Origin of the sequence: Pelomonas baiyunensis (genome assembly GCF_043555935.1) — a bacterium.
GTDB lineage: Bacteria > Pseudomonadota > Gammaproteobacteria > Burkholderiales > Burkholderiaceae_C > Pelomonas > Pelomonas baiyunensis.
In genome coordinates, this window is the sequence record NZ_JBIGIB010000007.1 from 164247 (window position 1) to 189993 (window position 25747).

At 64.7% G+C, this 25747-nt stretch carries 24 protein-coding genes and 1 tRNA gene; 2 read left to right on the plus strand and 23 right to left on the minus strand.

Features of this window, described 5'->3' with window-relative positions; genetic code table 11:
- Nucleotides 1-19: 19 nt before the first annotated feature.
- On the minus strand, nt 20-1285 hold the full coding sequence (locus tag ACG01O_RS21040; RefSeq protein WP_394387434.1) for a YihY family inner membrane protein: 1266 nt from the start codon (nt 1283-1285) through the stop codon (nt 20-22).
- Nucleotides 1286-1306: 21 nt separating this feature from the next.
- Here ACG01O_RS21040 and ACG01O_RS21045 point away from each other — a divergent pair, with 21 nt between their 5' ends.
- Both ACG01O_RS21045 and ACG01O_RS21050 read left to right on the plus strand, forming a co-directional pair.
- Nucleotides 1307-1687: a DUF2069 domain-containing protein gene (locus ACG01O_RS21045; protein ID WP_394387436.1), complete on the plus strand. Its 381-nt coding sequence runs from the start codon at nt 1307-1309 to the stop codon at nt 1685-1687.
- Nucleotides 1684-3087: an FAD-binding oxidoreductase gene (locus tag ACG01O_RS21050; RefSeq protein ID WP_394387438.1), complete on the plus strand. Its 1404-nt coding sequence runs from the start codon at nt 1684-1686 to the stop codon at nt 3085-3087. The genes ACG01O_RS21045 and ACG01O_RS21050 overlap by 4 nt, the downstream gene beginning before the upstream one ends.
- Here the strand turns inward: ACG01O_RS21050 and ACG01O_RS21055 are convergent.
- The 22 genes from ACG01O_RS21055 to ACG01O_RS21160 form a co-directional block, all read right to left on the minus strand.
- The gene (locus ACG01O_RS21055) at nt 3065-6298 is read right to left on the minus strand and encodes an efflux RND transporter permease subunit (RefSeq protein WP_394387440.1); all 3234 of its coding nucleotides are present in this window, start codon (nt 6296-6298) and stop codon (nt 3065-3067) included. The genes ACG01O_RS21050 and ACG01O_RS21055 overlap by 23 nt on opposite strands.
- A 12-nt stretch (nt 6299-6310) precedes the next feature.
- Nucleotides 6311-7492 (minus strand): efflux RND transporter periplasmic adaptor subunit, encoded by a 1182-nt coding sequence (locus ACG01O_RS21060; protein WP_394387442.1) that lies wholly within the window; start codon nt 7490-7492, stop codon nt 6311-6313.
- Between the two features lie 117 nt (nt 7493-7609).
- A complete protein-coding gene (locus tag ACG01O_RS21065; RefSeq protein ID WP_394387444.1) occupies nt 7610-8185 on the minus strand; it encodes an NUDIX domain-containing protein in 576 nt (191 codons plus the stop codon).
- Complete coding sequence (locus ACG01O_RS21070) at nt 8178-8492, minus strand: DUF2818 family protein (RefSeq protein WP_394387446.1); 315 nt, start codon at nt 8490-8492, stop codon at nt 8178-8180. The genes ACG01O_RS21065 and ACG01O_RS21070 overlap by 8 nt, the downstream gene beginning before the upstream one ends.
- A 90-nt stretch (nt 8493-8582) precedes the next feature.
- The gene (gene nuoN / locus ACG01O_RS21075; protein ID WP_394387448.1) at nt 8583-10064 is read right to left on the minus strand and encodes an NADH-quinone oxidoreductase subunit NuoN; all 1482 of its coding nucleotides are present in this window, start codon (nt 10062-10064) and stop codon (nt 8583-8585) included.
- A gap of 20 nt (nt 10065-10084) precedes the next feature.
- Nucleotides 10085-11563 (minus strand): NADH-quinone oxidoreductase subunit M, encoded by a 1479-nt coding sequence (locus tag ACG01O_RS21080; RefSeq protein WP_394387450.1) that lies wholly within the window; start codon nt 11561-11563, stop codon nt 10085-10087.
- 20 nt (nt 11564-11583) lie between these two features.
- Nucleotides 11584-13623 carry an NADH-quinone oxidoreductase subunit L gene (gene nuoL, locus ACG01O_RS21085; protein ID WP_394387452.1) on the minus strand — a complete coding sequence of 680 codons (2040 nt, stop codon included), beginning with the start codon at nt 13621-13623 and terminating at the stop codon, nt 11584-11586.
- 25 nt (nt 13624-13648) lie between these two features.
- Nucleotides 13649-13969 (minus strand): NADH-quinone oxidoreductase subunit NuoK, encoded by a 321-nt coding sequence (nuoK, locus tag ACG01O_RS21090; protein WP_394387454.1) that lies wholly within the window; start codon nt 13967-13969, stop codon nt 13649-13651.
- On the minus strand, nt 13966-14595 hold the full coding sequence (locus tag ACG01O_RS21095) for an NADH-quinone oxidoreductase subunit J (protein ID WP_394387455.1): 630 nt from the start codon (nt 14593-14595) through the stop codon (nt 13966-13968). The genes nuoK and ACG01O_RS21095 overlap by 4 nt, the downstream gene beginning before the upstream one ends.
- Before the next feature lie 53 nt (nt 14596-14648).
- A complete protein-coding gene (nuoI, locus tag ACG01O_RS21100) occupies nt 14649-15134 on the minus strand; it encodes an NADH-quinone oxidoreductase subunit NuoI (protein ID WP_088481273.1) in 486 nt (161 codons plus the stop codon).
- Between the two features lie 4 nt (nt 15135-15138).
- Nucleotides 15139-16236: an NADH-quinone oxidoreductase subunit NuoH gene (gene nuoH / locus ACG01O_RS21105; protein ID WP_394387457.1), complete on the minus strand. Its 1098-nt coding sequence runs from the start codon at nt 16234-16236 to the stop codon at nt 15139-15141.
- A gap of 14 nt (nt 16237-16250) precedes the next feature.
- Nucleotides 16251-18557: an NADH-quinone oxidoreductase subunit NuoG gene (nuoG, locus tag ACG01O_RS21110; RefSeq protein WP_394387459.1), complete on the minus strand. Its 2307-nt coding sequence runs from the start codon at nt 18555-18557 to the stop codon at nt 16251-16253.
- Between the two features lie 22 nt (nt 18558-18579).
- The gene (gene nuoF / locus ACG01O_RS21115) at nt 18580-19920 is read right to left on the minus strand and encodes an NADH-quinone oxidoreductase subunit NuoF (RefSeq protein WP_394387461.1); all 1341 of its coding nucleotides are present in this window, start codon (nt 19918-19920) and stop codon (nt 18580-18582) included.
- A gap of 8 nt (nt 19921-19928) precedes the next feature.
- Nucleotides 19929-20441, minus strand: a complete 513-nt coding sequence (locus ACG01O_RS21120) for an NADH-quinone oxidoreductase subunit NuoE family protein (RefSeq protein ID WP_394387463.1) — start codon at nt 20439-20441, stop codon at nt 19929-19931.
- A 10-nt stretch (nt 20442-20451) separates the two neighbouring features.
- On the minus strand, nt 20452-21705 hold the full coding sequence (locus ACG01O_RS21125; RefSeq protein WP_394387464.1) for an NADH-quinone oxidoreductase subunit D: 1254 nt from the start codon (nt 21703-21705) through the stop codon (nt 20452-20454).
- Between the two features lie 11 nt (nt 21706-21716).
- Nucleotides 21717-22313, minus strand: coding sequence for an NADH-quinone oxidoreductase subunit C (locus tag ACG01O_RS21130; RefSeq protein ID WP_394387465.1), 597 nt, complete (start codon nt 22311-22313; stop codon nt 21717-21719).
- Nucleotides 22314-22321: 8 nt separating this feature from the next.
- The gene (locus ACG01O_RS21135; RefSeq protein WP_046113908.1) at nt 22322-22798 is read right to left on the minus strand and encodes a NuoB/complex I 20 kDa subunit family protein; all 477 of its coding nucleotides are present in this window, start codon (nt 22796-22798) and stop codon (nt 22322-22324) included.
- Between the two features lie 30 nt (nt 22799-22828).
- Complete coding sequence (locus ACG01O_RS21140) at nt 22829-23188, minus strand: NADH-quinone oxidoreductase subunit A (protein ID WP_394387467.1); 360 nt, start codon at nt 23186-23188, stop codon at nt 22829-22831.
- Nucleotides 23189-23371: 183 nt separating this feature from the next.
- A tRNA-Leu gene (locus ACG01O_RS21145) sits at nt 23372-23456 on the minus strand.
- Between the two features lie 110 nt (nt 23457-23566).
- Entirely contained in the window at nt 23567-23947 is a 381-nt protein-coding gene (gene secG / locus ACG01O_RS21150; RefSeq protein ID WP_394387550.1) for a preprotein translocase subunit SecG, read from the minus strand.
- Nucleotides 23948-24000: 53 nt separating this feature from the next.
- Nucleotides 24001-24744 carry a triose-phosphate isomerase gene (tpiA, locus tag ACG01O_RS21155; RefSeq protein ID WP_394387469.1) on the minus strand — a complete coding sequence of 248 codons (744 nt, stop codon included), beginning with the start codon at nt 24742-24744 and terminating at the stop codon, nt 24001-24003.
- A 10-nt stretch (nt 24745-24754) separates the two neighbouring features.
- Complete coding sequence (locus ACG01O_RS21160; RefSeq protein WP_394387470.1) at nt 24755-25741, minus strand: NAD(P)H-quinone oxidoreductase; 987 nt, start codon at nt 25739-25741, stop codon at nt 24755-24757.
- Nucleotides 25742-25747 lie beyond the last annotated feature (6 nt).

Consider the following 25747-nt stretch of genomic DNA (forward strand, 5'->3'; position numbering starts at 1 on the left):
TACTGCACGGCCGAATCCATCAGGCTTCGGCCACCAGCAGCCGCTCCAGCGTGAGCTGCGACCACTCGGTGTGGGCCCACAGGTTGGCCAGCAAGCCCTGGCGCTCGGCCAGAAACTCGGCCAGCAGGCGCTCGGCCGGCGCTTTCTCTGGCGCGCACAGCAGCACAAAGCGCTGGGCCCCCTCTTCCTCCAGCCGGCCCACCCAGTCCATTGCGAGCAGCTTGTCCACGATGGGGCTCAGTTGCAGCGGGTCCACCCGCAGTGCGCGGGCCAGCGCCAGGTGCGACAGGCCATGCTGCCCCGCCTCCCGCACGCGCCACAGCTCCCGCAGCACCTCCAGCGCCAGCGCCAACGGCTGCCCCGGCGTGCCCGGGCGCAGGTGCAACCGGCCGGTCAGCGCCGGCGTGTTGGCCGCCAGGATGGCGCCCAGCAGCACGATCACCCACCCCAGGTACACCCAGACGAGGAACACCGGCACCGTGGCAAACGCGCCGTACAGCGTCGAGTAGGTGGGCACCTGTTTCACGTACCAAGCCAACAGCGACTTGGCGAGCGAGAACCCCACCGACACGAACGCCCCGCCCAGCAAGGCATGCCGCCAGCGCACATGGGTGTTGGGCACGTAATGGAACAGCCCGGCCACGGCCAGGCCCAAGAGGACGATGTCCACCCCGCCCAGCAAGGCCGCCAGGTCACCCGGCAGCTTGGTGAACAGGCCCTGGCCCACGCTGATGGCGTAACTGGTGAGCGTGAGGCTGCCGCCCAGCAGCAACGGGCCCAGCGTCAGCGCAGCCCAGTACACCAGCACCCGCTGCGCCATCGGCCGCGGGCGCTGCACGCGCCAGATGGCGTTGAGCGTGCGGTCGATGGTGAGCATCAGCGCCAGCGCCGTGAAGCCCAAAAACACCAAGCCCACCGCGCCGAGCTTGCTGGCCTTCGCTGCAAATTGCGTCAGCGCCGCCAGCACCGGCTTGGCGATGTTGGGAGGAATCAAACTCTTCAGGAAGTACTGCTCCAGCGCCGCCTGGAAGTTGGCAAACATCGGAAAGGCCGTGAACACCGCCAGCATCACGGTGAGCAGGGGCACCAGCGAGATCAGCGTGGTGAACGTCAGGCTGCCGGCCGTCAGACCCAGGCGTTCCTCGCGGAAGCGCTGGCGGAAGGTGTGCAGCGTTTGCCACCACGGCCACGCCAGCAGCTCGGTCAGGAAGTCGCTGGCGAAGGCAATGGGGTTGCGGTTCAGAGGCGCGTCGGGGTTGTCTGCGCGCGGCGGGTTCAGGGGCATGGCTTCTATGATGCCGCAGCTATGCCTCACGCCCCCGAAAGAACCGAACCCCGCGCCGCCGAGCGCCTGTCTCGCAACCTCGCGCTGGCCAGTGTGGTGGCGCTGATCGCGCTGTGCCTGGCCTGGGAGTTGTGGCTGGCGCCCACTGGCCGCGGCACGTTGGCGCTGAAGGTGCTGCCACTGCTGCCGGCGCCGCTGGGCCTGTGGCGCTACCGCATGTACACCTACCGCTGGGTGGCCCTGGCCATCTGGCTGTACGTGCTGGAAGGCCTGGTGCGCGCCACCAGCGAGCCGGGCATGGGCCAGGCCCTGGCGCTGGGCGAGGTGGTGCTGAGCGTCATCGCCTTCACCGCCTGCACCGCGCAAATTCGGCTGCGGCTGGCCGCCGCGCGCGACGCATGAACGCCTTCGTCGCCGCGCTTCGGGCCCGCCTCGGCGAGGCCGGCTGCCTGACGGACGGCGACCTCAGCGCCTACGAAACCGACTGGCGCAAGCGCTACCCCGGCCGAGCGCTGGCCGTGGCCCGCCCGGCCAGCACCGACGAGGTGGCCGCGGTGCTGAAGCTGTGCCACGAACACCGCGTGGCCGTGGTGCCCCAGGGCGGCAACACCGGACTGGTGGGCGGCTCCACCCCCGACGACAGCGGGCAGCAACTGGTGCTGAGCCTGCAGCGCATGCGACGCATCCGAGCGGTGGATGGGGCCAACGCCAGCCTCACCGCCGAGGCAGGCTGCGTGCTGGGCGAGGTTCAGGCTGCCGCCGCACAGGCCGGTTGGCTGTTTCCCTTGAGCCTGGCGGCCGAGGGCTCCTGCACGCTGGGCGGCAACCTGGCCACCAACGCCGGCGGCACCCAGGTGCTGCGCTACGGCAATGCCCGCGAGCTGTGCCTGGGGCTGGAGGTGGTCACAGCGCAGGGCGAGGTGTGGCATGGCCTGTCGGGCCTGCGCAAAGACAACACCGGCTACGACCTGCGAGACCTGTTCATTGGCAGCGAGGGCACGCTGGGCGTGATCACCGCGGCCACCGTGAAGCTCTACCCGCAGCCCCGCGAGCGCCTGACCGCGCTGGCCGCCTGCCCGAGCCTGGACGCCGCGGTGGCCTTGCTGAGCCGCGCACGGGCTGCGGCGGGCGACGCGCTGACCGGCTTTGAGGTGATGAGCCGCGCCACCCTGGCGCTGGTGGCGCGTGAGTTGCCCGCGCTGCCGCAGCCCCTGCCGGCGGCGGCCTGGACGGTGCTGTTGGAACTCTCCGACGCGGAAAGCGCGGCCCATGCGCAAGGTGTGTTCGAACGGCTGCTGGAGGGCGCATTGGAGTCGGGTGTCGTGACCGACGCGGCCATCGCGCAGAACCTCCAGCAGGCCCAGTCGTTTTGGCACCTGAGGGAGTCGATCCCGCTGGCGCAAGCCCAGGCGGGCCTGAACATCAAGCACGACATCTCGCTGCCGGTGTCGGCCATTCCCGGCTTCGTGGCCGAGATGGACGCACAGCTGACCGCCTATCAACGCGGCATTGAAGTCATCAACTTCGGGCACTTGGGCGACGGCAACCTGCACTACAACGTGCAGGCCCCGCAGGGTGTGGCACCGGCCGCGTTCCTGGCCGCGCACGAGGCGGCCATCAATGCCCAGGTCTACGACGCGGTGCAGCGCCGGGGGGGATCGATTTCGGCCGAGCACGGCATCGGGCGCCTCAAGCGCGAAGAACTGGCCGCCCGCAAGGACCCGACGGCACTGGCGCTGATGCGCTCGATCAAGCGGGCGCTGGACCCGCTCAACCTGCTCAACCCCGGGCGGGTGCTTTGAACGCGAAGCCCAGCGTCAGCCACTGAAGCAACGTGGCCGGCCGCCGCACCACGCGCATAACCAGGCGGAACACCAGGCGCACCAACACCAGGGTCAGCACCGCCTCCAGCAGCGTCAGCACGAAGCCGCCCAGCGGCGTGAAGCGCTCGGACCGGCGATGGAACTTGGCCAGCGCGCTGTCGCGGGTGACCTCGATGCTGTCGTAGAAGGTCGGCACGATCAGCAGGGTCAGCAGCGTGGACGTGATGGTGCCGCCGATGATGGCCACGGCCATGGGGCGGTAGAACTCACCGCCCTCCCCCACGCCAATGGCCACCGGCAACATGCCGGCAATCAGCGCGAAGGTGGTCATCAAGATCGGGCGGAAGCGCTTGCGGCCTGCGTGCATCAGCGCTTCTTCGCGGTCGATGCCGGCCGCCTCTTCCTGGCGCGTGGCGTCCAGCAGCAGGATGGCGTTCTTGGCCACCAAGCCCATCAGCATGATCACGCCGATCAGGCTCATGAGGTTCAGCGTGCCGCCGGTGATCAGCAGCGCCAGCACCACGCCAATCAGCGACAGCGGCAACGACATCATCACCGCCAGCGGCGCCGTGAAGCTGTTGAACTGGATGACCAGCACGAAGTACATCAGCGCGATGCCCGACAGCAGCGCCGTGATCATGGCGGTGAACACCACCTGCTGATCGCGCGCAGCGCCGGCCAGCTCGATGCCAAAGCCCGGCGGGAAGTCGATCTTTTCCGCCAGTTTCTTGGCTTCCGAGGTGATCTCACCCGGCGAGCGGCCCTGCGCGTTGGCACTGACCGTGATGGTGCGCTTGCCGTCGCCGTGCTGAATCTGGCCCGGGCCCTTGCCCAGCGTCACCTTGGCGATCTGGTCCAGCGGCACCATGCGGTTGGTGCCCGAAACTGCAATGGGCAGTCGCTCGATGTTCGCCGCGTCCACGCGGTCCTTCGGGTGCAGGCGGATGGACACGTCGCGCGTTTCGCCAGTCGGGTCCACCCAGTCGCCCGCTTCCACGCCGGCGAACGCCACGCGGAGCGCCTGGGCGGCGTCGTTGACGGAGATGCCCATCTGGTTGGCCAGGCCCCGGTCGAGTTCGATCTGCAACTCGTTCTGCGGGTCTTGCTCGGAATAGCCGATGTCCACAGCACCCTTGATGCCGGCCATGGTCTTCTGGAAGTCCTGCGTGATCTGCTGCAGCTTGCGCGAATCGGTGCCGTAGAAGCGGATCTGCACCGGCTTCTGCGCGCCGTTGTTCAGGTCGTCCAGGACCACGTACTCCGCCCCCACCAAGCGGGCGACCTTGGCCCGCAGGTCGGTGGCCACCTGCGCGGCGGTGCGTTGGCGCTCCACGCTCTTGCCGATGTCCACATAAATGCGGCCACCGCTGGCGTTCGGGTACGAGGTGGTGGCCTTGGATTCCGGCAAGGTGGCCGCCAGTGCAGCGGCCGCGTCGAGCTTGAGCTTGGAGTAATCTAGGCTGCTGGACGCCGGGCTGCGCACGTCGATCACCAGGAAGCCAGCATCCGCCTGTGGCAGGAAGCTGGAGCCCCCGAACTTCACCTGCAAGGCAATCGCGCCGACGAAGCTCAGCACGGCGAATGCCGTCATCCACCGCCGGTGATGCAGCGCCCACGCGATGACATGGCCGTAAGCGTTGGCCACGCCATCAAACCAATGGTTGAAGCGCTCCAGCAGCTTGCCCAGCCCCTTCTTGGGCATGTGGTGGTAGCCCGGAGGGTCCCCCCAGTAGGCCGACAGCATCGGGTCCAGCGTGAAGCTGATCAAGAGCGACACGATGACCGAGGCCACCACCGTCAGCGCGAACGGCTTGAACCACTGCCCTGGGCCGTTGCCCATGAAGGCCACGGGCACGAACACGGCCACGATGGCGAAGGTGGTGGCCGCCACGGCCAGGCCGATCTCGGCCGTGCCCTCGCGCGCCGCGGTCACGCGGTCGCTGCCCAGCTCCATGTGGCGCACGATGTTTTCCCGCACCACGATGGCGTCGTCGATCAGCACGCCAATCGCGAGCGACAGACCCAGCAGGCTCATGAAGTTCAGCGAGAAGCCCATCAGCCACACCGCGATGAATGCGGCCAGCACCGAGGTCGGCAACGACAGCGCGGTGATGAGCGTGGAACGCCAGCTGTTCAGGAAGGCGTACACGACGAAGATCGTCAGCGCTGCACCGAACACCAGTGCGTCCGTCACGTTGTGCAAGCTGTTCTCGGCGTCCTTGCCGCCGTCCTGGGTGATTTCGAGCGTCGTGCCCTTGGGCAGTTCTTTCTCGATTTCCTTGACCAGCTTGCGGGCGTCGTTGGCCACGCTGACGGTCGACGCATCGCGCGAGCGGGTGATGGAAATGCCCACGTTGGGCCGGCCGTTGCGCAGCGAATAGCCCGTCATTTCGGCAAAGCCGTCTTGCACCTCGGCCACCTGGCCCAGGCGGATCACCATGCCGGCGTTGCGCTTGATGATCATCTGCTCGAACTCGGCCGGCGACTCCAGGCGGCCCAGCAGGCGGATGCTCTGGTCTTCCAGCTGGCCGCGCACCTTGCCGACGGGCGCGGTGGTGTTTTGCGCCCGCACGGCGTTCAGCACTTCGGTGACCGACACGCCGAACTCGCGCAACTTGTCGGCCCGCAGCAGGATGGACAGTTCGCGCTTGAGCGAACCGTTCACCCCCACCGACGACACGCCAGCCACGCCACGGAACCGCTCGGCCAGCTTGTCTTCCGCGAGGCGGCTGAGCTGCGCGTGCGTGAGCGTGGTGCTGGACAGCGACAGTTGCAGGATCGGCTGCGCCCCGGGGTCGGCCCGCGTGATGATGGGCTCGCGCATCTCGGTCGGCAGCTTGTAGCGCACCGACGCAATCGCATTGCGCACCTCGTCGGCGGCCTCGATCATGTTCTTCGAGAAGTCGAAAAACATCACGATGGTGGCGCCGCCTTCACGGGACGTGGAGGTCGTGCGGTCCACACCCGAAATGCTTTGCAGCGCTTTTTCGATGCGGTTCACCACCTCGCGCTCCGCCGTCTCGGGCGACGCGCCGGGATACGTGATGTTGACCACCAGCACCGGCGGCTCGACCTCGGGGAACTGGTTGACCTTGAGCTTGGACAGCGCCAGCAGGCCCACCAGCATCAAGCCGATCACCAGCACGACCGTGGCTACCGGCCGGCTGATGCTGAAGTTGGAGAGGAACATGGCGACTCCTGCTTATTTGCTGGCCGCGTTGGACGCCACGGGCGCCGCCGGGGTCGCGCCTGCCACGGCCGAGGCCGCACCAGCGCCTGCCGCCACGCGTTGAACGGTCGCGCCATCGACCAAGCTGCCCGACGGGTTGCGCAGCACCGAGTCACCCAGCGCCAGGCCGGACGTGATGACCACCTCCCCCCGGCGGTCGTCTCGCTCACCCAGCGTGACGGTGACCTTCTTCAACTGCGAGCCGGCCAGCTTCCAAACGAACGCGGCATCACCTTGCCGCTGGATGGAGCCCTCGGCCAGCACCAGGGCGCGGCGGTCGGCGCTTTCCACGCGGCCTTCGGCGTACAAGCCCGCCACTTGGGGCGCCTTGCTGCGGTCATCAAACTCTGCAGCCACTTCAACTTGGCGCGTGGTGGCGTTGGCCGCGGCGTCAATGCGCGCCAGCTTGCCGCGGAACTCGGCATCGCCGAAGCCGTTGATGCGGAAGGCCACGGGCTGGCCGACCTTCAACTCGCCCAGGCGGTCCGCGGAGATCTGGCCTTCAAACCGCATGGAGTTCGGGTCGATGACCTTGATGAGCTCGCGCCCGACCTGGACGGTATCGCCGACCGAAATCTTGCGTTCGCTGACCACGCCGTCGAACGGCGCCCGCACTTCGGTGCGCGACACCTGCTGGCGCGCCGTGACCACGCGGGCCTTGGCGGCCGCCAGTTCGCTTTGCGCCGCATTGCGGCGGACCTCGGCATCTTCCAGGCCTTGCATGGAGATCATGCCTTGCTGGTTCAACGTGCGCTGGCGGGCCAGCACGCGCTCGGTCTGCTCAAAGCTTTGTTGGGCGGCGCGCAAGGCCTCCTCGGCCGAGGTCAGGCTGTCGCGGATCGCGGTGGGGTCCAGGCGAATGATCAGGTCACCGGTGCGCACGCGCTCGCCGTTGTCCTTGGCCACCTGCAGCACCACGGCGGCCACTTCGGCCCGCAAATCCGCGCGGCGCGCCGGCTGGATCGCCCCGGTGATCACCGGCGCACCGATCAGACCGCTCTGCGTCACCTGGCGCACATCCTCGGGCGCCACCAGCAGCGGCGCCGCCGTCTTCGCTGCGGCGTCCTTGCCGTCCTCGGGCTTGCCCCCCTTGCTGCAGGCCGTCAAGGCCAGGGCCAACATCAGGGCGGTCAAGGCAGGCGTGGCTCGCTTCATGGGGTGCTTTCTTCAGGCAAATGAACGGCGGCAGAAAACCGCGGAGCGTAAGGGGTTTTGATGACCTCGCCAGACGTCATGCCGGGCGAACGGGTCTGCACGCGCAAAAAAAGGCGTTCAGGCCGAGTGCCAGTCCAGAGGCCAAGCCCCCTGCTGCCAGCGCTGCAACCACAGCAGGCCGATCAAGGTCTTGGCATCGGTGAGGCTGCCGTCGCGCGCCAGCGCATCCAAGGCATCGGGACTGTAGGTCACCAAATCCAGGAATTCACCATCGTCCAGGTGACGAGGGCCGGGGGTCAACCCGCGCGCGAAGTAGATGTGGATGCCTTCATCCGAGTAAGCGATTGCGTTGTGCAGCACACCCGCATAGGCCCACTCGCGGGCCCGGTACCCGGTTTCCTCGGTCAACTCCCGTTGACCGCAGGCCAGCGGCGCCTCGCCCGCATCGAGTTTGCCGGCCGGAAATTCCAGCATCACACGGCCCATGGGGTAGCGGTACTGCCGCTCCAGCAACAACTGCCCATCGTCCAGCAGCGGCACCACCATCACGGCGCCCGGATGTCGGATGAACTCGCGTGTGGCGGTGCGCCCGTCGGGCAAGGCGACGGTGTCTCGCCGGACCTTGAGGAAATTGCCGGCGTAGACCTCGTCGGTCGACAGCAGGGACTCGCGCAGGTGCGCGTCGTCAGCCATCCACTGCCCCCGCACCGCGGCGCAGGTAACGCCACACAAAGCCGGGGAAGCCCAGGGTCACGAACAAGCACAGGCCCGCCGCGTAGAACTCCCACCCTTGGGGGTGCCTTTGGCCGATTCGCGCCTCCAGCGCACTGCCCACCGCCCAGGTCAGCGTGGCCATCAAGGCCAACTCCAACAAGCGCCACCAGCCTGACTTCTTGCCGGAGCGACGCCCCACCCACAGCGGCCGTTCACTCAGGTACGGCGCATTGGCGGCCACCACGGCCGTGAGCAGCACCAGCCAAACGGCGATCGAAGGATCCATGACGCGAGGTGGTAGGACGGGCCGATGCGACATCGCCGGGAGGCGCCAACTGCGACAGTACGAACTGCCGCAGACGCGCCTCAACGGCCATCAGGTGGCCAGTGCCTTGACAATGGCCTGGGCGCACAGCGCCATGAGGCCGCCGGGCAACAGACCGAACACCAGCACGGCGGCACCGTTCAGCGACATGACCACACGCACGTCCGTCGGCGCTGTGAGCGGCGAGCGGTCTTGCGGTTCGTCGAAGAACATCACCTTGACGACACGCAGGTAGTAGAACGCACCGATCAGCGACACCACCACCGCAAACACGGCGAGGTAGAGGTAGGCGTCCACATGCGTGGACACCAGTGCCTGCAGCACCGCCAGCTTGGCATAGAAGCCGACCGTCGGCGGCACACCCGCCAGCGAGAACATGAACATCGTCATGACCAGCGCGAACCAAGGGCTGCGCTTGGCCAAGCCAGCCAAGTCCTTGATTTCCTCGGCTTCGTGGCCTTGACGCGAGAGCAGGATGACCATGCCGAAGGTGCCCAGCGTGGTCAGCACGTACGTCACGGCATAGAACATGGCCGAGCTGTAGGCATTGGCCGCCGACAGGGTGTTGTTGTTCACCACACCGGCCGTCATGGCCAGCAGCATGAAACCCATGTTGGCGATCGTCGAGTACGCCAGCATGCGCTTGAGGTTGGTCTGCGCAATGGCCGCGAGGTTGCCGACGATCAACGACATGGCCGACAGCACGATGAGCATTTGTTGCCAATCCACTGCCAAGCCGATCATGCCTTCGACCAGCAGGCGCACCGTGATGGCGAACGCAGCGAGTTTTGGCGCGCCGCCGATCAGCAGCGTGACGGCCGTGGGCGCACCTTGGTAAACGTCCGGCACCCACATGTGGAAAGGAGCAGCGCCGAGCTTGAACGCCAGGCCGGCCACGACGAACACCACGCCGAACACCAGGACGCCACGGTTCGGCGCGCCCTTGGAGATGACGTTGAACACTTCCGGAATGCTGAGCGAGCCCGTGGCGCCGTACATCATGGACAAGCCGTACAGCAGGAAGCCGCTGGCCAGCGCACCCAGCACGAAATACTTCATCGCCGCTTCGGTGGACACGGCATGGTCACGGCGCAATGCGACCAGGGCGTACAGCGACAGGCTCATCAACTCCAGACCGAGGTAGATCACCAGGAAGTTGTTCGCCGACAGCATGACGCTGATGCCCAGCAACGAGAACAAGCTGAGGATGAACAACTCGCCCTTGAGCATGTCACGCGACGCCGCGTACGGGCGGGCGTAGACCAGCGTGATCATCGTGGCCACGCAGGCGAAACCCGCCAACAGATGCCCCATGGGGTCGGCAACCACCATGCCTTGCATGGCGTACGTGGTGACACCCGCCTTGAAATCGCTGAAATGCATCACACCCACCACCAGCAGCGTGAGTTGGGTGAGCCAGTAGGTCGGGCGGCGAGCTTCGTCCGTGACCCACAGATCCACCAGGGCCACGACGCAACTCATGGCCAGCAGGAGGATCTCGGGATAGATGGCGAGCCAGTTCATATCGTTCATTCTTGTGCCTCAGCGCGTCATCAACCGACCAACAGCTTGCTTTGCGCCACGTGGCGCAGCAACTCGGTGACGGAGGTGTGCATCACATCGGTGAAGGGCTTCGGGTACAGACCCATGTACAGCGTCGCGACAGCCAGGATGCCCAGCATCACAAATTCGCGGGCATTGATGTCCGTCAGTGCCCGGACATCATCATTGGCCACATCGCCGAAGTAGACGCGCTTGACCATCCACAGCGTGTAGGCCGCCCCGAAAATCAGCGCCGTGGCCGCGATGCCGCCCAGCCAGAAGTTGGCCTGCACGGTCCCCAGGATCACCATCCACTCGCCCACGAAGCCCGCCGTGGCCGGCAGCCCGCAGTTCGCCATGCCGAAGAACACGGCAAAGGCAGCGAACTTCGGCATGGTGTTGACGACACCGCCGTACGACGCAATCTCACGGGAGTGCACGCGGTCGTACAGCACGCCGATGCACAAGAACATGGCACCGGACACGAAGCCGTGCGAAATCATCTGCACGATAGCGCCAGACACGCCCAGTTCATTGAAGATGAAGAAGCCCAGCGTCACGAAACCCATGTGCGCGATGGACGAGTAAGCCACGAGCTTCTTCATGTCCTTCTGCACCAGGGCGACCAAGCCGATGTACACAACCGCGATCAGCGACATCGCAATGATCAGCCACGCCCATTGGCGGGCCGCATCCGGAGCAATCGGCAGCGAGAAGCGCAGGAAGCCGTAACAACCCAGCTTCAGCATGATGGCCGCCAGCACCACCGAGCCACCCGTGGGCGCCTCCACGTGCGCGTCAGGCAGCCAGGTGTGCACCGGCCACATCGGCACCTTGACCGAGAAGGCCGCGAGGAAGGCGAAGAAGAGCCAGGTTTGTGCACCGCCCGCGAGCGGCAGCTTGTGCCAGGTCTGGATGTCGAAGCTGCCCGCCGACTGGTAATACAGGTAGAGCAGCGCGATCAGCATCAGCAGCGAACCAGCCAGCGTGTACAGGAAGAACTTGAACGCGGCGTACACCCGGTTCGGACCACCCCAGACACCGATGATGATGTACATCGGGATCAGGGTCGCCTCGAAGAACACGTAGAACAGCATGCCGTCCAGCGCGCTGAAGACACCGACCATGAGGCCCGACAGAATCAGGAACGCACCCATGTACTGGTTCACGCGCGTCTCGATCACCTCCCATGCGGAAATGACCACGATGACGGTGATGAACGCCGTCAACGGCACGAACCACATCGAGATGCCATCCACGCCAAGGTGGTAGCGGATGTTGAAACGCTCAATCCAGGCTTGGTTTTCCACGAACTGCATCGCAGCGGTCGTGGTGTCGAAACCGGTGATGAGGGGCAGCGTGACGAGGAAGCTCGCCACCGCAGCCGTCAGGGCCATCCATCGAACGGAACCCGCCTGTTCGTCACGTCCCAACGCCAACAGCAAAGCGCCGCAAACGATGGGCAGAAAAATCGCAAGACTCAGCAACATTCTTGTTCTCCGCCTCTCGATCAGAACCCGAACAGGGCGCTGAACTGGGGCTTGATGTAGGGCCAGAGCTGCCAGGTCATCAGACCAGTCACACCAAGGATCATGACTAGGGCGTACCAGTACAAGTAACCCGTCTGGATTCGACGAATCAAGCCGGCCACGCCTCCGATGGTCTTGGCCGAGCCGTTGATCACGAGACCGTCGATCAACGCACCGTCACCAGCCTTCCACAAGCCGACACCGAGGCCACGCGCGAGGCGAGCCAGCACGTTCTCGTTGAACCAGTCCATGAAGTACTTGTTCTCGAGGATGACGATGACCGGGCGCAACACCTTGGCCAGCGTCGCAGGGATGCTGGGTGCCACCATGTAGAACACATACGCCGTCACCACGCCGGACAGTGCAAGCCAGAACGGCAGCGTCGACAGGCCGTGCAAGGCCATGGCCGCAGCACCATGGAACTCATGAGCCAGTTCCTCCATCGCCGGATGGGCGTGGAGATTGACCACGATCGCATCCTTGAAGAAGTCTCCGAACAGCATCGGCTGAATGGCCAGGAAACCGATCACGACGGACGGAATGGCCAGCAGCACCAGTGGCACGGTGACCACCCAGGGCGACTCATGCGGCGTGTGGTCATGCCCGTGGCCATGGTCGTCGTGGTGATCGTGCTCACCCGGGAAAGGCTTGTGGTGGAAATGTTCCTTGCCGTGGAAGACCAGGAAATACATCCGGAACGAGTAGAAGGCCGTCACAAACACGCCGGCGATGACGGCGAAATACGCGAAACCGGCGCCCGGCAAGTGGCTGGCGTGCACGGCCTCGATGATCGAGTCCTTCGAGTAGAAGCCCGAGAACAGCGGCGTGCCGATCAGGGCCAGCGACCCCAGCAATGACGTGATCCAGGTGATGGGCATGTACTTGCGCAGGCCGCCCATGTTGCGGATGTCCTGGTCATGGTGCATGCCCATGATGACCGAGCCCGCGCCGAGGAACAGCAGCGCCTTGAAGAACGCGTGGGTCATCAGGTGGAACACCGCGACCGAGTACGCCGACGCACCGAGCGCCACCGTCATGTAGCCCAGTTGGGACAGCGTGGAGTAGGCCACCACACGCTTGATGTCGTTCTGGATGATGCCCAGGAAGCCCATGAACAGCGCCGTGATCGAGCCGATGACCATCACGAAATTCAGAGCTGTGTCGGTCAGTTCGAACAGCGGCGACATGCGCGCCACCATGAAGATGCCCGCCGTCACCATGGTCGCAGCGTGGATCAGCGCGGAAATTGGCGTCGGACCTTCCATCGAGTCGGGCAGCCAGACGTGCAGCGGAAACTGCGCGCTCTTGCCCATCGCACCGATGAACAAGCAGATGCAAGCCACCGTCAACAAGGCCCAGTCAGTGCCCGGGAACAGCAACTGCGCCAGCGCATCCTTCTTCGCGAAGGTTTCGACGTAGTTCAGCGAACCGCCATAGGCAACCAACAGACCAATGCCCAGGATGAAGCCGAAGTCGCCGACGCGGTTCACCAGGAACGCCTTCATGTTGGCGAAGATGGCGCTCTGCTTCTTGTACCAGAAGCCGATCAGCAGGTAAGACACCAGTCCGACCGCTTCCCAGCCGAAGAACAGCTGGAGCATGTTGTTGCTCATGACGAGCATCAGCATGCTGAATGTGAACAGCGAGATGTACGAGAAGAAGCGCTGGTAGCCGTCGTCTTCTTCCATGTAGCCGATGGTGTAGATGTGCACCATCAGCGACACGAAGGTCACGACGCACATCATCATGGCCGTCAGACCGTCAACGAGGAAGCCGACCTCCATCTTCAACGGGCCGAGCACCATCCATTCATAGATGGTGGCGTTGAACCGGGCACCGTCGACAGCAACGCTGTAGAGCGTCATCGCCGAGATGATGAAAGCCACGAGCACGCCAAGGATGGTCACCATGTGCGATGCACGGCGCCCAATCGTGCGGCCGAAGAAACCGGCTGAGATCGCGCCTGCGAGCGGCGCCAGGGGCACCGTCAGCAGCAGGTTCTGGGAAAGTTGTGCAGACATCTTGTTCGCCTGTGTCCTTGTACGGTCAGCCCTTGAGCGCGTCGAGTTCCTGGACGTTGATGCTGGCGCGGTTGCGGAACAGCACGACGAGGATGGCCAGGCCGATGGCCGATTCGGCCGCTGCGACGGTCAGGATGAAGAACACGAAGACCTGGCCGCCCATGTCGCCCAGGTAGTGCGAGAAGGCGACGAAGTTCAGGTTGACGGCCAACAACATCAGCTCGATGGCCATCAGCAGCACGATCAGGTTCTTGCGGTTCAGGAAGATGCCGATCACCGACAGCGCGAACAGCATCGCGCCGAGCGTGAGGAAGTGGCCCAGGGTCAGTCCAGCGGCGCCGATCATGCCTGGCCTCCTTCGGTGGGTGCAGCGGGCGCAACAGTCGGCGCCATCTTGACGATCTTCAGGCGATCCGCCTTCGTGACCTTGACCTGCTCAGACGCATCCATGGCACGCGAGTCCTTGCGGCGACGCAGGGTCAGTGCAATGGCGGCCACGATGGCCACCAGCAGCAGCACAGCCGCAATCTGAAGCGGGTACAGGTAGCTCGTATAGATCTCGATGCCGAGCAGCTTGGTGTTGCCCTGACTAATCTGGGCGGCCGTGGCCACCGGGGCGTCAGACAACTGGAAGCCGCCCATCAGCACGATGCCCATCTCGAAGGCGATCAGCGCGCCGATGACGGCCGCCACTGGCAGATGCTTCCAGAAACCCTCACGCATGCTGTCGGTGTTCAAGTCGAGCATCATCACGACGAACAGGAACAGGACCATGACGGCGCCGATGTAGACCAGCACCAGGGCGATGGCCAGGAACTCGGCCTTGAGCAGCATCCAGATGCAGGAGGCCGTGAAGAACGACAGGATCAGGAAGAGCGCGGCATGCACGGTGCTACGCGCCGTAATGACACGGAACGACGACACCAGCAGGATGCCGGAGAAGACGTAGAACAGGATGGTCGTGATGTCCATGGGTATCCAGGCCAGAGAGCCGGACCGCCAGGGCGCCAAGGGCGCCTCAGCGATCAGCGGTACTTGGCGTCGGCCTCCTTCTGGGCTGCGATCTGGGGTTCGTACTTGTCACCGACCGCCAGCAGCATGTCCTTCGTGAAGTACAGGTCACCACGCTTCTCGCCGTGGTATTCGAAGATATTCGTTTCGACGATGGAGTCCACCGGGCAGCTTTCCTCACAGAAGCCGCAGAAGATGCACTTGGTCAGGTCGATGTCGTAACGCGTCGTGCGGCGACTGCCGTCGGCGCGGACGTCGCTCTCGATGGTGATGGCCATCGCCGGGCACACGGCCTCGCACAGCTTGCAGGCGATGCAGCGTTCTTCACCGTTTTCGTAGCGGCGCAGCGCATGCAAGCCGCGGAAGCGCGGCGACAGCGGCGTCTTCTCTTCCGGGAACTGAACGGTGATGTTGCGCGACAGGAAATGCCGACCCGTCAGGGCCATGCCCTTGAAGAGCTCGGTGAGCAGGAAGCTCTTGGCGAAATCTTTGATGGACATCCGCTTACTTCCAGATGTTGAAGGGGGTCTGCATCCACAGGCCGACAACGACCAGCCAGACCAGGGTCACGGGGATGAAGATCTTCCAGCCCAGACGCATGATTTGGTCGTAGCGGAAGCGCGGGAACGTGGCCCGCACCCACAGGAACATGGTGACCACGAAGAAGGTCTTGGCGAACAGCCAGAACCAGTTCCAGAACGCCATCGTGTTCTGGATGAACTGCGGCGTGTCCATGCCCAGCAGGCTCCAGGAAATCGGCGCGCTCCAGCCACCCAGGAACATGACGACGGCCAAGGCCGACACCAGGATCATGTTGGCGTACTCGGCGAGGAAGAACATCGCGAACGACATGCCCGAGTACTCGATCATGTGACCGGCCACGATCTCGGATTCGCCTTCGACCACGTCGAACGGGTGGCGATTGGTTTCGGCCAGGCCCGAGATGAAATAGACGATGAAGATGGGCAGCAACGGGAGCCAGTTCCACGACAGGAAGTTCAAGCCCATCGTGGCGAACGTGCCCTTTTCCTGCACTTGGACGATGGTCGTCATGTTCAGGCTACCGGTCACCATCAACACGATGACCAGCGCGAAGCCCATGGCGATCTCATACGACACCATCTGAGCCGATGCGCGAAGCGCGCCCAAGAAGGCGTACTTCGAGTTGGACGCCCAACCGGCAATGATGACCCCGTAGACCTCGAGCGAGGTGATCGCCATCAGGAACAACAGCCCAGCGTTCACGTTGGCCACCGCGGCATCCGGGCCGAACGGCACCACGGCCCAGGCGGCCAGCGCCGGCATGATGGTCATGACGGGACCGAGGAAGAACAGACCCTTGTTTGCCGCGGTCGGCTTGATGATCTCCTTGAAGATCAGCTTGACCGCGTCAGCGATCGGGGTCAGCAGGCCGTAGGGGCCGACGCGATTCGGACCCGGGCGGATCTGCGACCAGCCAATGGCCTTGCGCTCCCACAGCGTGAGGTAAGCGACGCAGATCATCAGCGGTGCAACCACCGCGATGATCTTCAGCAGGCTCCAGACCAGGGGCCACAGGCCACCCAGCAGCGAAGCGCCGTTCTGGTAGAGGGACTCGATCATGTTCTGAAACTCCCTCAGACCTTGCTGACGCTCACGGTGCCAAACACGGCACCCAGCGCGGCGGTTTGCGGCAGACCGGCCGGCACGCGGGCCACGCCGTCAGGCAGGCCGGCTTCCAAGCGGGCGGGAAGTTGGGCGGCGCCACCGTCCTGAACGACGCGCACCAGGTCGCCGTCAGACAGACCGAGTTGCTGCCACAGCGACTTCGGCAGGCCGACCGTCACGGCCTCGCGGCCGTCGGTCGTCAACTGCAGCGACGTCGAGTGGCGCACCAGCGCATCGGAGACGTAGATCGGCAGGTTGCCGAAGCGCTCCACGCCCGCCCCTCGCGCGCCGGCAACCGGTGCGGCCGTCGTGGCGTTGTTCAGGCGAGCGCTCAGGTCACCGGACAGGGCCTGTTCGCGGACCTGTTCGGAGCTGTCTTGGTTGAAGCCTTCGAGGCCGAGCAGGTTGCCGAGCACGCGCAGCACCTTCCAGGCCGGGCGGGTCTCGGCCAGCGGGCGCACCACCCCGACGAAGCTCTGCAGGCGGCCTTCCGCGTTGACGAAGCTGCCCGAGGTCTCGGTGAACGGCGCGATCGGCAACAGCACGTCGGCGTACTCGATGCCGGTCTTGAACGGGCTCAGCACAACGACCATCTCGGCGGCGTCCAGCGTCTTCGCGGCCGCTGCAGCGTTGGCCGAGTCGAGCACCGGGTCGGTGTTCAGCAGCACGACGGCCTTCAGGGCCGAGCCGTTCAGCATCTGGCCGGCGTTCAGGCCGCCGGAGACCGGCTGGGCCTTCACGAGTTGGGCGCCAACCGTGTTCGCGGCTTCGGTCAGATAACCGACGGTGGCACCGGTCTGCTGACCAATCCAGTTCGCCAGGGCCAGCAGGCTGGCCGCTTGAGGGTGCTCGGCTGCGGCGTTGCCAAGCAGGATGGCCTTGCTGGCACCTGAAGCCAGGCTCGTGGCGATCGCCTTGGCTTCATCCGTTGCGGTGCCAGCGAGCGGTGCGCCGACGCCAATCGCGGCCGCGACGTCCGCCAGCGTCTGCACCCAGGCCGACGGAGCGGCCGAGATGCCGGCGCCGAGCGGCATCAGCCAGTCGTCGTTGTTGACGCCCACGCGGTGCACAGCGGCGCCGCGGCGGGCGGCGAAGCGCAGCCGGGCGGCGAACAGCGGGTGGTCCTTTCGCAGGTTGGAGCCGATCACCAGCGCACGGTCCAGTTCGGACAACTTGGCAATCGGCAAGCCAAGCCAGCGGGCCTCGCCGGCGGCCGCCGCATTGCCGAAGTCGCTGTGGCGCAGGCGGTGGTCGATGTTGTCGCTGCCCAGGCCGCGCACGATGGCGCTCAGCAGGTGCAGCTCCTCGACGGTGCTGTGGGCCGAGCCTAGAGCGCCGATGGCCGCCGCGCCGTGGTCACGCTTGATGGACTTCAGGCCGTTGGCCACGTACTCGAGCGCCGTCGTCCAGTCGACCTGCTTCCAGGCGCCGCCCTGCTTGATCATCGGGGCGGTGAGGCGGGCGTCGCTGTTCAGCGCTTCGTAGCTGAAGCGGTCGCGGTCAGCGATCCAGCACTCGTTCACATCGTCGTTCTCGAGCGGCACGACGCGCATGACTTGGTGGTTCTTCACCTGCACCACGAGGTTCGCCCCCGTCGAATCGTGCGGGCTCACGCTCTTGCGGCGCGACAGTTCCCACGTACGGGCGCTGTAGCGGAACGGCTTGCTGGTGAGCGCGCCGACGGGGCAGATGTCGATCATGTTGCCCGACAGCTCCGAATCGACCGTGCGGCCGACGAAGGTCTGGATCTCGCTGTGCTCGCCGCGGTGGGCCATGCCCAGCTCCATGACGCCGGCGATCTCCTGGCCGAAGCGCACGCAGCGGGTGCAGTGGATGCAGCGGCTCATCTCTTCCATCGAGATCAGCGGGCCGACGTTCTTGTGGAAGACGACGCGCTTTTCTTCGGTGTAGCGGCTCTTGCTGGCGCCGTAGCCCACGGCCAAGTCTTGCAGCTGGCACTCACCACCCTGGTCGCAGATCGGGCAATCCAGCGGGTGGTTGATCAGCAGGAACTCCATGACACCCTGCTGGGCCTTGATCGCCTTGTCACTCTTGGTGCGGACGATCATGCCCTGCGTCACGGGGGTGGCGCAGGCAGGCATGGGCTTCGGAGCCTTCTCCACATCCACCAAGCACATGCGGCAGTTGGCCGCGATGCTCAGCTTCTTGTGGTAGCAGAAGTGCGGGATGTAGGTGCCAGCCTTCTCGGCGGCATGCATGACCATGCTGCCTTCCTGGACCGAGACCTTCTGACCGTCGAGTTCGATTTCAACCATGATGGTGTTTCCCTTGGGCAGCTCAGGTCGGAGCCACCAGGGGCTTCTTGTGTTCAATCAGGTGCACGAACTCGTGCTTGAAGTGCTTGATCATGGCGCGCACGGGCATCGCAGCCGCGTCGCCCAACGCACAGATCGTGCGGCCCTGGATGTTGTCGGCCACCGAGTTGAGCAGGTCGATGTCTTCCGCGCGGCCTTCGCCGTGGTAGATGCGTTCCAGCACACGGTGCATCCAGCCCGTGCCTTCGCGGCACGGCGTGCACTGGCCGCAGGATTCATGGCTGTAGAAGTACGACAAGCGGAGCAAGCTCTGCACCATGCAACGGGAGTCGTCGATCACGATCACGGCGCCCGACCCAAGCATGGAGCCGGCCTTGGCGATGGAGTCATAGTCCATCGTGCACTGCATCATGATCTCGGCCGGCAGCACCGGGGCGGACGAACCGCCGGGAATGACGGCCTTGAGCTTGCGGCCCTTGCGCACGCCGCCGGCGAGCTCCAACAGTTTCTCGAAAGGCGTACCCAGCGGAATCTCGAAGTTGCCGGGCTTCTCGACGTCGCCGGACACCGAGAACAGCTTGGTGCCACCGTTGTTCGGCTTGCCGATCTCGAGGTAGGCCTGGCCGCCGTTGCGGATGATCCAGGGCACCGCCGCAAAGGTTTCGGTGTTGTTGATGGTGGTCGGCTTGCCATACAGGCCGAAGCTGGCTGGGAACGGCGGCTTGAAGCGCGGCTGGCCCTTCTTGCCCTCCAGCGATTCCAGCAGCGCGGTTTCCTCGCCGCAGATGTAGGCGCCGAAACCATGATGCGCATGCAGCTGGAAGCTGAAGGCGCTGCCCATGATGTTGTTGCCGAGGTAGCCAGCGGCACGGGCTTCTTCCAGCGCGGCCTCGAAGCGCTCGTAGACCTCGAAGATCTCACCGTGGATGTAGTTGTAGCCGACCGTGATGCCCATCGCGTAGGCAGCGATGGCCATGCCCTCGATGACCTGGTGCGGGTTGTGCATCAGGATCTCGCGGTCCTTGCACGTGCCAGGCTCGCCTTCGTCGCTGTTGCAGACGAGGTATTTCTGTCCGGGGAACTGGCGGGGCATGAAGCTCCACTTCAGGCCCGTCGGAAAGCCCGCACCGCCTCGGCCACGCAGGGCTGAAGTCTTGACCTCAGCGATGACCTGATCCGGCGTCAGACCTTCACCACCGTCTTTGCCGAGGATCTTGCGCAGGGCCGCGTAGCCGCCGCGGGCTTCATAGTCCTTGATCGACCAGTTCTTGCCGTTCAGATCCGCGTAAATCTGCGGACTGATGTGGCGACCGTGGAAGCAGGTCTCGGCGCCGGTGCTTTGGAATTTGGAGAGGTCCAGCATCGTCTTCCTCAGGCCTTGGCGGCTTCTGCGCGCAGCGTGTCGACCAGCTCGTCCAGACGATCGTTCGTCATGAAGCTGCACATCTGACGGTCGTTGACCAGCATCACCGGGGAGTCAGCGCAGGCGCCCAGGCACTCGCTCTTCTGGACCGTGAACAGGCCATCGGCCGTGGTGCCGCCTTGCTCGATGCCGAGCTTGCTGCACAGATGGTCCAGTGCCTTCTGGCCATCACGCAGTTGGCAGGGCAGGTTCGCGCAGACGTTCAGCTTGAACTTGCCCAGCTTGCGCTGGTTGTACATGTTGTAGAACGTGGTGACCTCGTACACGGCGATCGGCGCCATGCCAAGGTGTGCCGCGATCACGTCTTCCGCAGCGCGCGAAACGTAGCCCTCTTCTTGCTGGACGATGGCCAAGCAAGCCATGACCGCCGACTGGCGCAGCTCATAGGGGTATTTGGCGACCTCGCGGTCAAAGCGGGCGCGAGTCGCGTCGCTCAGGATGTAGTCAGTGCTGCTCGTCATCGCTTGCCTGTCAACGATCGATTTCGCCAAACACGATGTCCATCGTGCCGATGATGGCCACCGCGTCCGCAATCATGTGGCCCTTGCCCATCTCATCGAGCGCCGCGAGGTGAGCGAAGCCCGGCGCACGGATCTTGAGGCGGTAGGGCTTGTTGGCACCGTCGCTGACCATGTAGATACCGAATTCGCCCTTCGGATGCTCGACCGCCGCGTAAGCCTCACCTTCCGGCACGTGGAAGCCTTCGGTGAAGAGTTTGAAATGGTGGATCAGCTCTTCCATGCTGGACTTCATGTCCACACGGGCCGGCGGCGCCACCTTGTGGTTGTCGGTGATGACTGGGCCTGGGTTGGCCTTGAGCCACTTCACGCACTGCTCGACGATGCGGCAGGACTGGCGCATCTCCTCAACGCGCACAACGTAGCGGTCGTACGTGTCGCCGTTCGTGCCGACCGGCACGTCGAAGTCCATCTTGGCGTAAACGTCGTAGGGCTGTGTCTTGCGCAGGTCCCAGGCGATACCCGAGCCGCGCAGCATGGCGCCCGTGAAGCCCATATTGAGCGCCCGCTCCGGCGTGACCACGCCAATGCCCACCGTGCGCTGCTTCCAGATGCGGTTGTCCGTCAGCAGGGTTTCGTAGTCGTCGACGTTTTTGGGGAAGCGACGGCAGAAGTCCTCGATGAAGTCCAGCAGGGAGCCCTGACGGTTCTCGTTGAGCTGGGCAATGGTCTTCGCGTTCTTGATCTTGCTGACCTGGTACTGCGGCATGCTGTCCGGCAGGTCGCGGTACACGCCGCCCGGACGGAAGTAGGCCGCGTGCATGCGCGCACCCGACACCGCCTCGTACATGTCGAAGATGTCCTCACGCTCGCGGAAGCAGTAGATGAGGATGTTCATCGCACCGCAGTCCAGGCCGTGGCAGCCCAGCCAGAGCAGGTGGTTCAGGATGCGGGTCAGCTCCGCGAACATCACGCGGATGTACTGCGCGCGCTCCGGCACCTCGATGCCCATCAGCTTCTCGATGGCGAGGCAGTACGCGTGCTCGTTGGCCATCATCGACACGTAGTCGAGGCGGTCCATATAGGGCAGCGACTGGATGAAGGTCTTCTGCTCGGCGAGTTTTTCGGTCGCGCGGTGCAGCAGGCCAATGTGCGGGTCGGCGCGCTGGATGACTTCGCCGTCCAACTCCAACACCAGGCGCAGCACGCCGTGTGCAGCCGGGTGCTGGGGGCCGAAGTTCAGCGTGTAGTTCTTGATTTCTGCCATGGCTTACAGACTCAGAGGCCGCCGTACTTGTCTTCGCGGATGATCCGCGGCGTGATCTCACGCGGCTCGATCGTCACGGGCTGATAGATCACGCGCTTTTGCTCAGCGTCGTAGCGCATCTCGACGTGACCCGACACCGGGAAGTCCTTGCGCATCGGGTGGCCGATGAAGCCGTAGTCGGTCAAGATGCGGCGCAGGTCGTTATGACCTTCGAAGATGACGCCGTACATGTCGAAGGCTTCGCGCTCGAACCAGTTGGCCGAATTCCAGACCGGCGTGACCGAAGCCACCACGGGGAAGTCGTCATCGGTGGCGAAGACCTTCAAGCGCAAGCGCCAGTTCTTGGAGACCGACAGCAGGTGGCTGACCACGGCGTAACGCCGGCCTTCGTAGGCACCCTCGCCGTAGGTGCTGTAGTCGACGCCGCAGAGATCGACCAACTGCTCAAGCTTGAGCTCGGCGTGATCCCGCAGCGTTGTCGCCACTTGGAAATAGTCCGCCGCACGCACGGTCAGCGTCAGCTCGCCGAGCGCATTCTTCAGTTCAACGACGCGATCGCCGAGGACGGTGCCCAAGTTTTGGGCCAAGGTGTCGAGGTTGTGGCTCATTCCGAGGCTCAGCGGGCGATGGTGTTTTCGCGGCGGATTTTGGCCTGCAGCTGCAGGATGCCGTAGAGCAGCGCCTCAGCCGTCGGCGGGCAGCCCGGCACGTAGACATCCACCGGCACGATGCGGTCACAGCCGCGCACGACGGAGTAGCTGTAGTGGTAGTAACCACCGCCATTGGCGCAGGAGCCCATGGACAACACCCAGCGCGGCTCAGCCATCTGGTCGTAGACCTTTCGCAGGGCCGGCGCCATCTTGTTGCACAACGTACCGGCCACGATCATCAGGTCGGACTGGCGCGGGCTTGGCCGGAACAACATGCCGAAACGGTCGATGTCGTAGCGCGCGGCACCGGCGTGCATCATCTCGACGGCGCAGCAGGCCAGACCAAAGGTCATCGGCCACAGCGAACCCGTCTTGGACCAGTTGATGAGCTTGTCGACCGAGGTGGTCACAAAGCCCTCTTTCAGGACGCCTTCAATACCCATTTGGAATTCCCAGCTTGTGTCGGCGAACGCTTATTCCCAGTCCAGGGCGCCCTTTTTCCACTCGTAGGCAAAGCCCACGACGAGGATGCCGAGGAAGATCATCATCGCCCAGAAGCCCGTCGCGCCGATTTCCTTGAGCGCCACGGCCCAGGGGAACAGGAAGGCAACTTCCAGGTCGAACAGAATGAAAAGGATGGCGACGAGGTAGTAGCGCACATCGAATTTCATGCGCGCGTCCTCAAAGGCCTCGAAGCCGCATTCGTAAGGGGAATTCTTGGCCTGATCTGGCCGATTCGGGCCCAACAGGGCACCAAGCACCTGAGGCGCAATCCCAACCACCGCGCCGACCAAGATGAAGAGGATGACGGGCAGGTATTGATCGAGATTCATAGATGCCTTCTCGGGTCGACTAAAACGTCTTCGTCAACGAGGCCGCCGAAAAAGCCGGCCACAAAAGCAAACAGGCGCGCCACCAGCGAATCCTAAGATATCGCTCGCGGATCGCGCCCGCCTGAAACCTTGCTGCACTGGAATCGAATCGACTCGCTGCAGCGACAGGCCGCTTCATTGTTCTGGTGCCGTCGGCGAGACTCGAACTCGCACAGCTTTCGCCACTACCCCCTCAAGATAGCGTGTCTACCAATTTCACCACGACGGCAGGTACTCAATTTGCCCAGCAAGCAGGGAGGGTTTCCTTGCTAGACAGCCTCGCATTCTATACCGCTTTTTACGCCCTCTCGGGCAAGAAGCGAGGGTTTTGATCAGGTATCAGTTCGCGGCCGCCGAAGCAGCGGGCTGTGCGGATGCTGCAGGCGCCACGATCGCGCCTGGAATCGCGGCCGCGCCGGAAGCTGCCGCGGCCGCAGCGGGTGCGCGGTCCAACACGCTGTCCGACGAGGATCCCGTCACTCGGCCATTCGACAAAGCGGCCAGCCCCAGGGTGCATCCGAAAAAGAGCGTGGCAGCAACCGCCGTGCTGCGCGACAGGAAATTCGCGCTGCCGGTCGCACCGAACAGGCTGCCGGAGGCACCACTGCCGAACGAAGCCCCCATGTCGGCTCCTTTGCCGTGCTGCACCAGCACCAAGCCAATGATGGCCAGCGCCGACAACAGTTGAACAATCAGCACCAGATTCGCAAAAAACTGCATTCCAAACACTCCATCAAAACTCATCTGCGGCCGTCGGACGGCGCGCGTTCTACTCAGTGCGCGGCCGCGCGGCAAATCGCCGCGAAATCCGCCGCCTTCAGGGCTGCGCCTCCGATCAAGCCACCGTCGATGTCCGGTTGCGCAAACAACTCCATCGCGTTGTCCGGCTTCACGCTGCCACCGTACAACACACGCATCAGCGGCGCGCGATCCGTTGCCGCCTGCAACTGCGCACGCAGAACCGCATGCACCGCCTGCGCTTGTGCGGGCGTTGCGGTCAGTCCGGTGCCGATAGCCCAAACCGGCTCGTAGGCAACAACCATTTCGCCGCAGCAGTGACCCAGGGTGTGAATCACCGCAGCCAGTTGGCGCTTGACGACAGCCTCCGTCTGGCCTGCTTCACGCTCAGCACGGGTCTCACCCACGCAAACGATGGGCGTCACGCCATGGGCGAGCGCTGCCTTTGCCTTGTCAGCAACGAGCTGATCGCTTTCGCCATGGTAGGCACGCCGCTCGGAATGCCCAACGATGACGTAGCGGCAGCCGATGTCCTGCAACATCGCGCTGGAGACCTCGCCGGTGTAGGCGCCTTGCTCATGCGACGAGCAATCTTGAGCACCGAACGCCATGGCCGTACCGGTCAACGCCAGCGCAGTTTCAGCGATGTACGGGAACGGCACGCAGACGGCAACATCTGCGTTCCACGGCCCCGCCTCCTTGAGGCCCGCCAGCAACTGCGCGTTGGCAGCGCGGCTGCCATGCATCTTCCAGTTGCCGACGACGAGCTTCTTTCTCATCTCCACTCCTTCACCAGGTCAGCACGATCTTGCCGATGTGCTGGTTGGATTCCATCAGTGCATGCGCCTCGGCTGCTTGGACGGCCGGCAACTCGCGGTAGATGACCGGCTTGATCCGGCCCGCCTCGATCAACGGCCAGACTCGCTCGCGCAACGAGCGCGCCAGCGCAGCCTTGAAGGCGGTCGAGCGCGGGCGCAGCGTGCTGCCCGTGATCGTCAACCGGCGGCGCAACACAAGGCCCGCGTCGATGTCGGACTTCACACCGCCCTGTACGGCGATCAAGGCCAGGCGGCCGTCTTCGGCCAGCGCTTGCACGCCGCGGCCGATGTAGTCGCCCCCGACCATGTCGAGGATGACATCCACACCGCGCCCGCCCGTGGCGGCCTTGGCTTCCGCGACGAAATCCTGCTCGCGGTAGTTGATCGCCAGCTCGGCGCCCAGCGCGAGGCAGGCTTTCGCCTTGTCGGCACCGCCCACCGTGACGAACACCCGGGCGCCAAGCGCCTTGGCCATCTGGATGGCCGTGACGCCGATGCCACTGGAGCCGCCATGCACCAGCAGCGTCTCGCCGGGCTGCAGGCCGACGCGATCGAACACGTTGGCCCAGACGGTGAAGCAGGTTTCCGGAAGGCTCGCGGCCTGCGCCATCGTCCAGCCGGCAGGCACCGGCAAGCACTGGCCCACCGGCACGACGCACAGCTCGGCATAGCCACCACCATTCGCCAAAGCGCAGACCTTGTCGCCCACGGCGAACCCATGAGCAGCCAGCGCCTGCACATCGCCCGACACGATTTCGCCAGCAACCTCCAGGCCGGGCAGATCGCTCGCACCCGGCGGGGGCGGATACGCCCCCTTGCGCTGGAGCACGTCCGGCCGGTTGATGCCGGACGCCGACACGCGGATCAAGCACTCGCCCGGGCCCGCGACCGGGTCCGGCCGCTCGGCCAGCTCCAGCACGTCGGGCCCGCCGGGGCGGGTGATGGCGATCGCGCGCATGGGGCG

Coding starts and splice junctions, on each gene's coding strand:
- ACG01O_RS21040 (WP_394387434.1), bottom strand. CDS start 1,285: ATGCCCCTGAACCCGCCGCGCGCAGACAACCCCGACGCGCCTCTGAAC.
- ACG01O_RS21045 (WP_394387436.1), top strand. CDS start 1,307: ATGCCTCACGCCCCCGAAAGAACCGAACCCCGCGCCGCCGAGCGCCTG.
- ACG01O_RS21050 (WP_394387438.1), top strand. CDS start 1,684: ATGAACGCCTTCGTCGCCGCGCTTCGGGCCCGCCTCGGCGAGGCCGGC.
- ACG01O_RS21055 (WP_394387440.1), bottom strand. CDS start 6,298: ATGTTCCTCTCCAACTTCAGCATCAGCCGGCCGGTAGCCACGGTCGTG.
- ACG01O_RS21060 (WP_394387442.1), bottom strand. CDS start 7,492: ATGAAGCGAGCCACGCCTGCCTTGACCGCCCTGATGTTGGCCCTGGCC.
- ACG01O_RS21065 (WP_394387444.1), bottom strand. CDS start 8,185: ATGGCTGACGACGCGCACCTGCGCGAGTCCCTGCTGTCGACCGACGAG.
- ACG01O_RS21070 (WP_394387446.1), bottom strand. CDS start 8,492: ATGGATCCTTCGATCGCCGTTTGGCTGGTGCTGCTCACGGCCGTGGTG.
- nuoN (WP_394387448.1), bottom strand. CDS start 10,064: ATGAACGATATGAACTGGCTCGCCATCTATCCCGAGATCCTCCTGCTG.
- ACG01O_RS21080 (WP_394387450.1), bottom strand. CDS start 11,563: ATGTTGCTGAGTCTTGCGATTTTTCTGCCCATCGTTTGCGGCGCTTTG.
- nuoL (WP_394387452.1), bottom strand. CDS start 13,623: ATGTCTGCACAACTTTCCCAGAACCTGCTGCTGACGGTGCCCCTGGCG.
- nuoK (WP_394387454.1), bottom strand. CDS start 13,969: ATGATCGGCGCCGCTGGACTGACCCTGGGCCACTTCCTCACGCTCGGC.
- ACG01O_RS21095 (WP_394387455.1), bottom strand. CDS start 14,595: ATGGACATCACGACCATCCTGTTCTACGTCTTCTCCGGCATCCTGCTG.
- nuoI (WP_088481273.1), bottom strand. CDS start 15,134: ATGTCCATCAAAGATTTCGCCAAGAGCTTCCTGCTCACCGAGCTCTTC.
- nuoH (WP_394387457.1), bottom strand. CDS start 16,236: ATGATCGAGTCCCTCTACCAGAACGGCGCTTCGCTGCTGGGTGGCCTG.
- nuoG (WP_394387459.1), bottom strand. CDS start 18,557: ATGGTTGAAATCGAACTCGACGGTCAGAAGGTCTCGGTCCAGGAAGGC.
- nuoF (WP_394387461.1), bottom strand. CDS start 19,920: ATGCTGGACCTCTCCAAATTCCAAAGCACCGGCGCCGAGACCTGCTTC.
- ACG01O_RS21120 (WP_394387463.1), bottom strand. CDS start 20,441: ATGACGAGCAGCACTGACTACATCCTGAGCGACGCGACTCGCGCCCGC.
- ACG01O_RS21125 (WP_394387464.1), bottom strand. CDS start 21,705: ATGGCAGAAATCAAGAACTACACGCTGAACTTCGGCCCCCAGCACCCG.
- ACG01O_RS21130 (WP_394387465.1), bottom strand. CDS start 22,313: ATGAGCCACAACCTCGACACCTTGGCCCAAAACTTGGGCACCGTCCTC.
- ACG01O_RS21135 (WP_046113908.1), bottom strand. CDS start 22,798: ATGGGTATTGAAGGCGTCCTGAAAGAGGGCTTTGTGACCACCTCGGTC.
- ACG01O_RS21140 (WP_394387467.1), bottom strand. CDS start 23,188: ATGAATCTCGATCAATACCTGCCCGTCATCCTCTTCATCTTGGTCGGC.
- secG (WP_394387550.1), bottom strand. CDS start 23,947: ATGCAGTTTTTTGCGAATCTGGTGCTGATTGTTCAACTGTTGTCGGCG.
- tpiA (WP_394387469.1), bottom strand. CDS start 24,744: ATGAGAAAGAAGCTCGTCGTCGGCAACTGGAAGATGCATGGCAGCCGC.
- ACG01O_RS21160 (WP_394387470.1), bottom strand. CDS start 25,741: ATGCGCGCGATCGCCATCACCCGCCCCGGCGGGCCCGACGTGCTGGAG.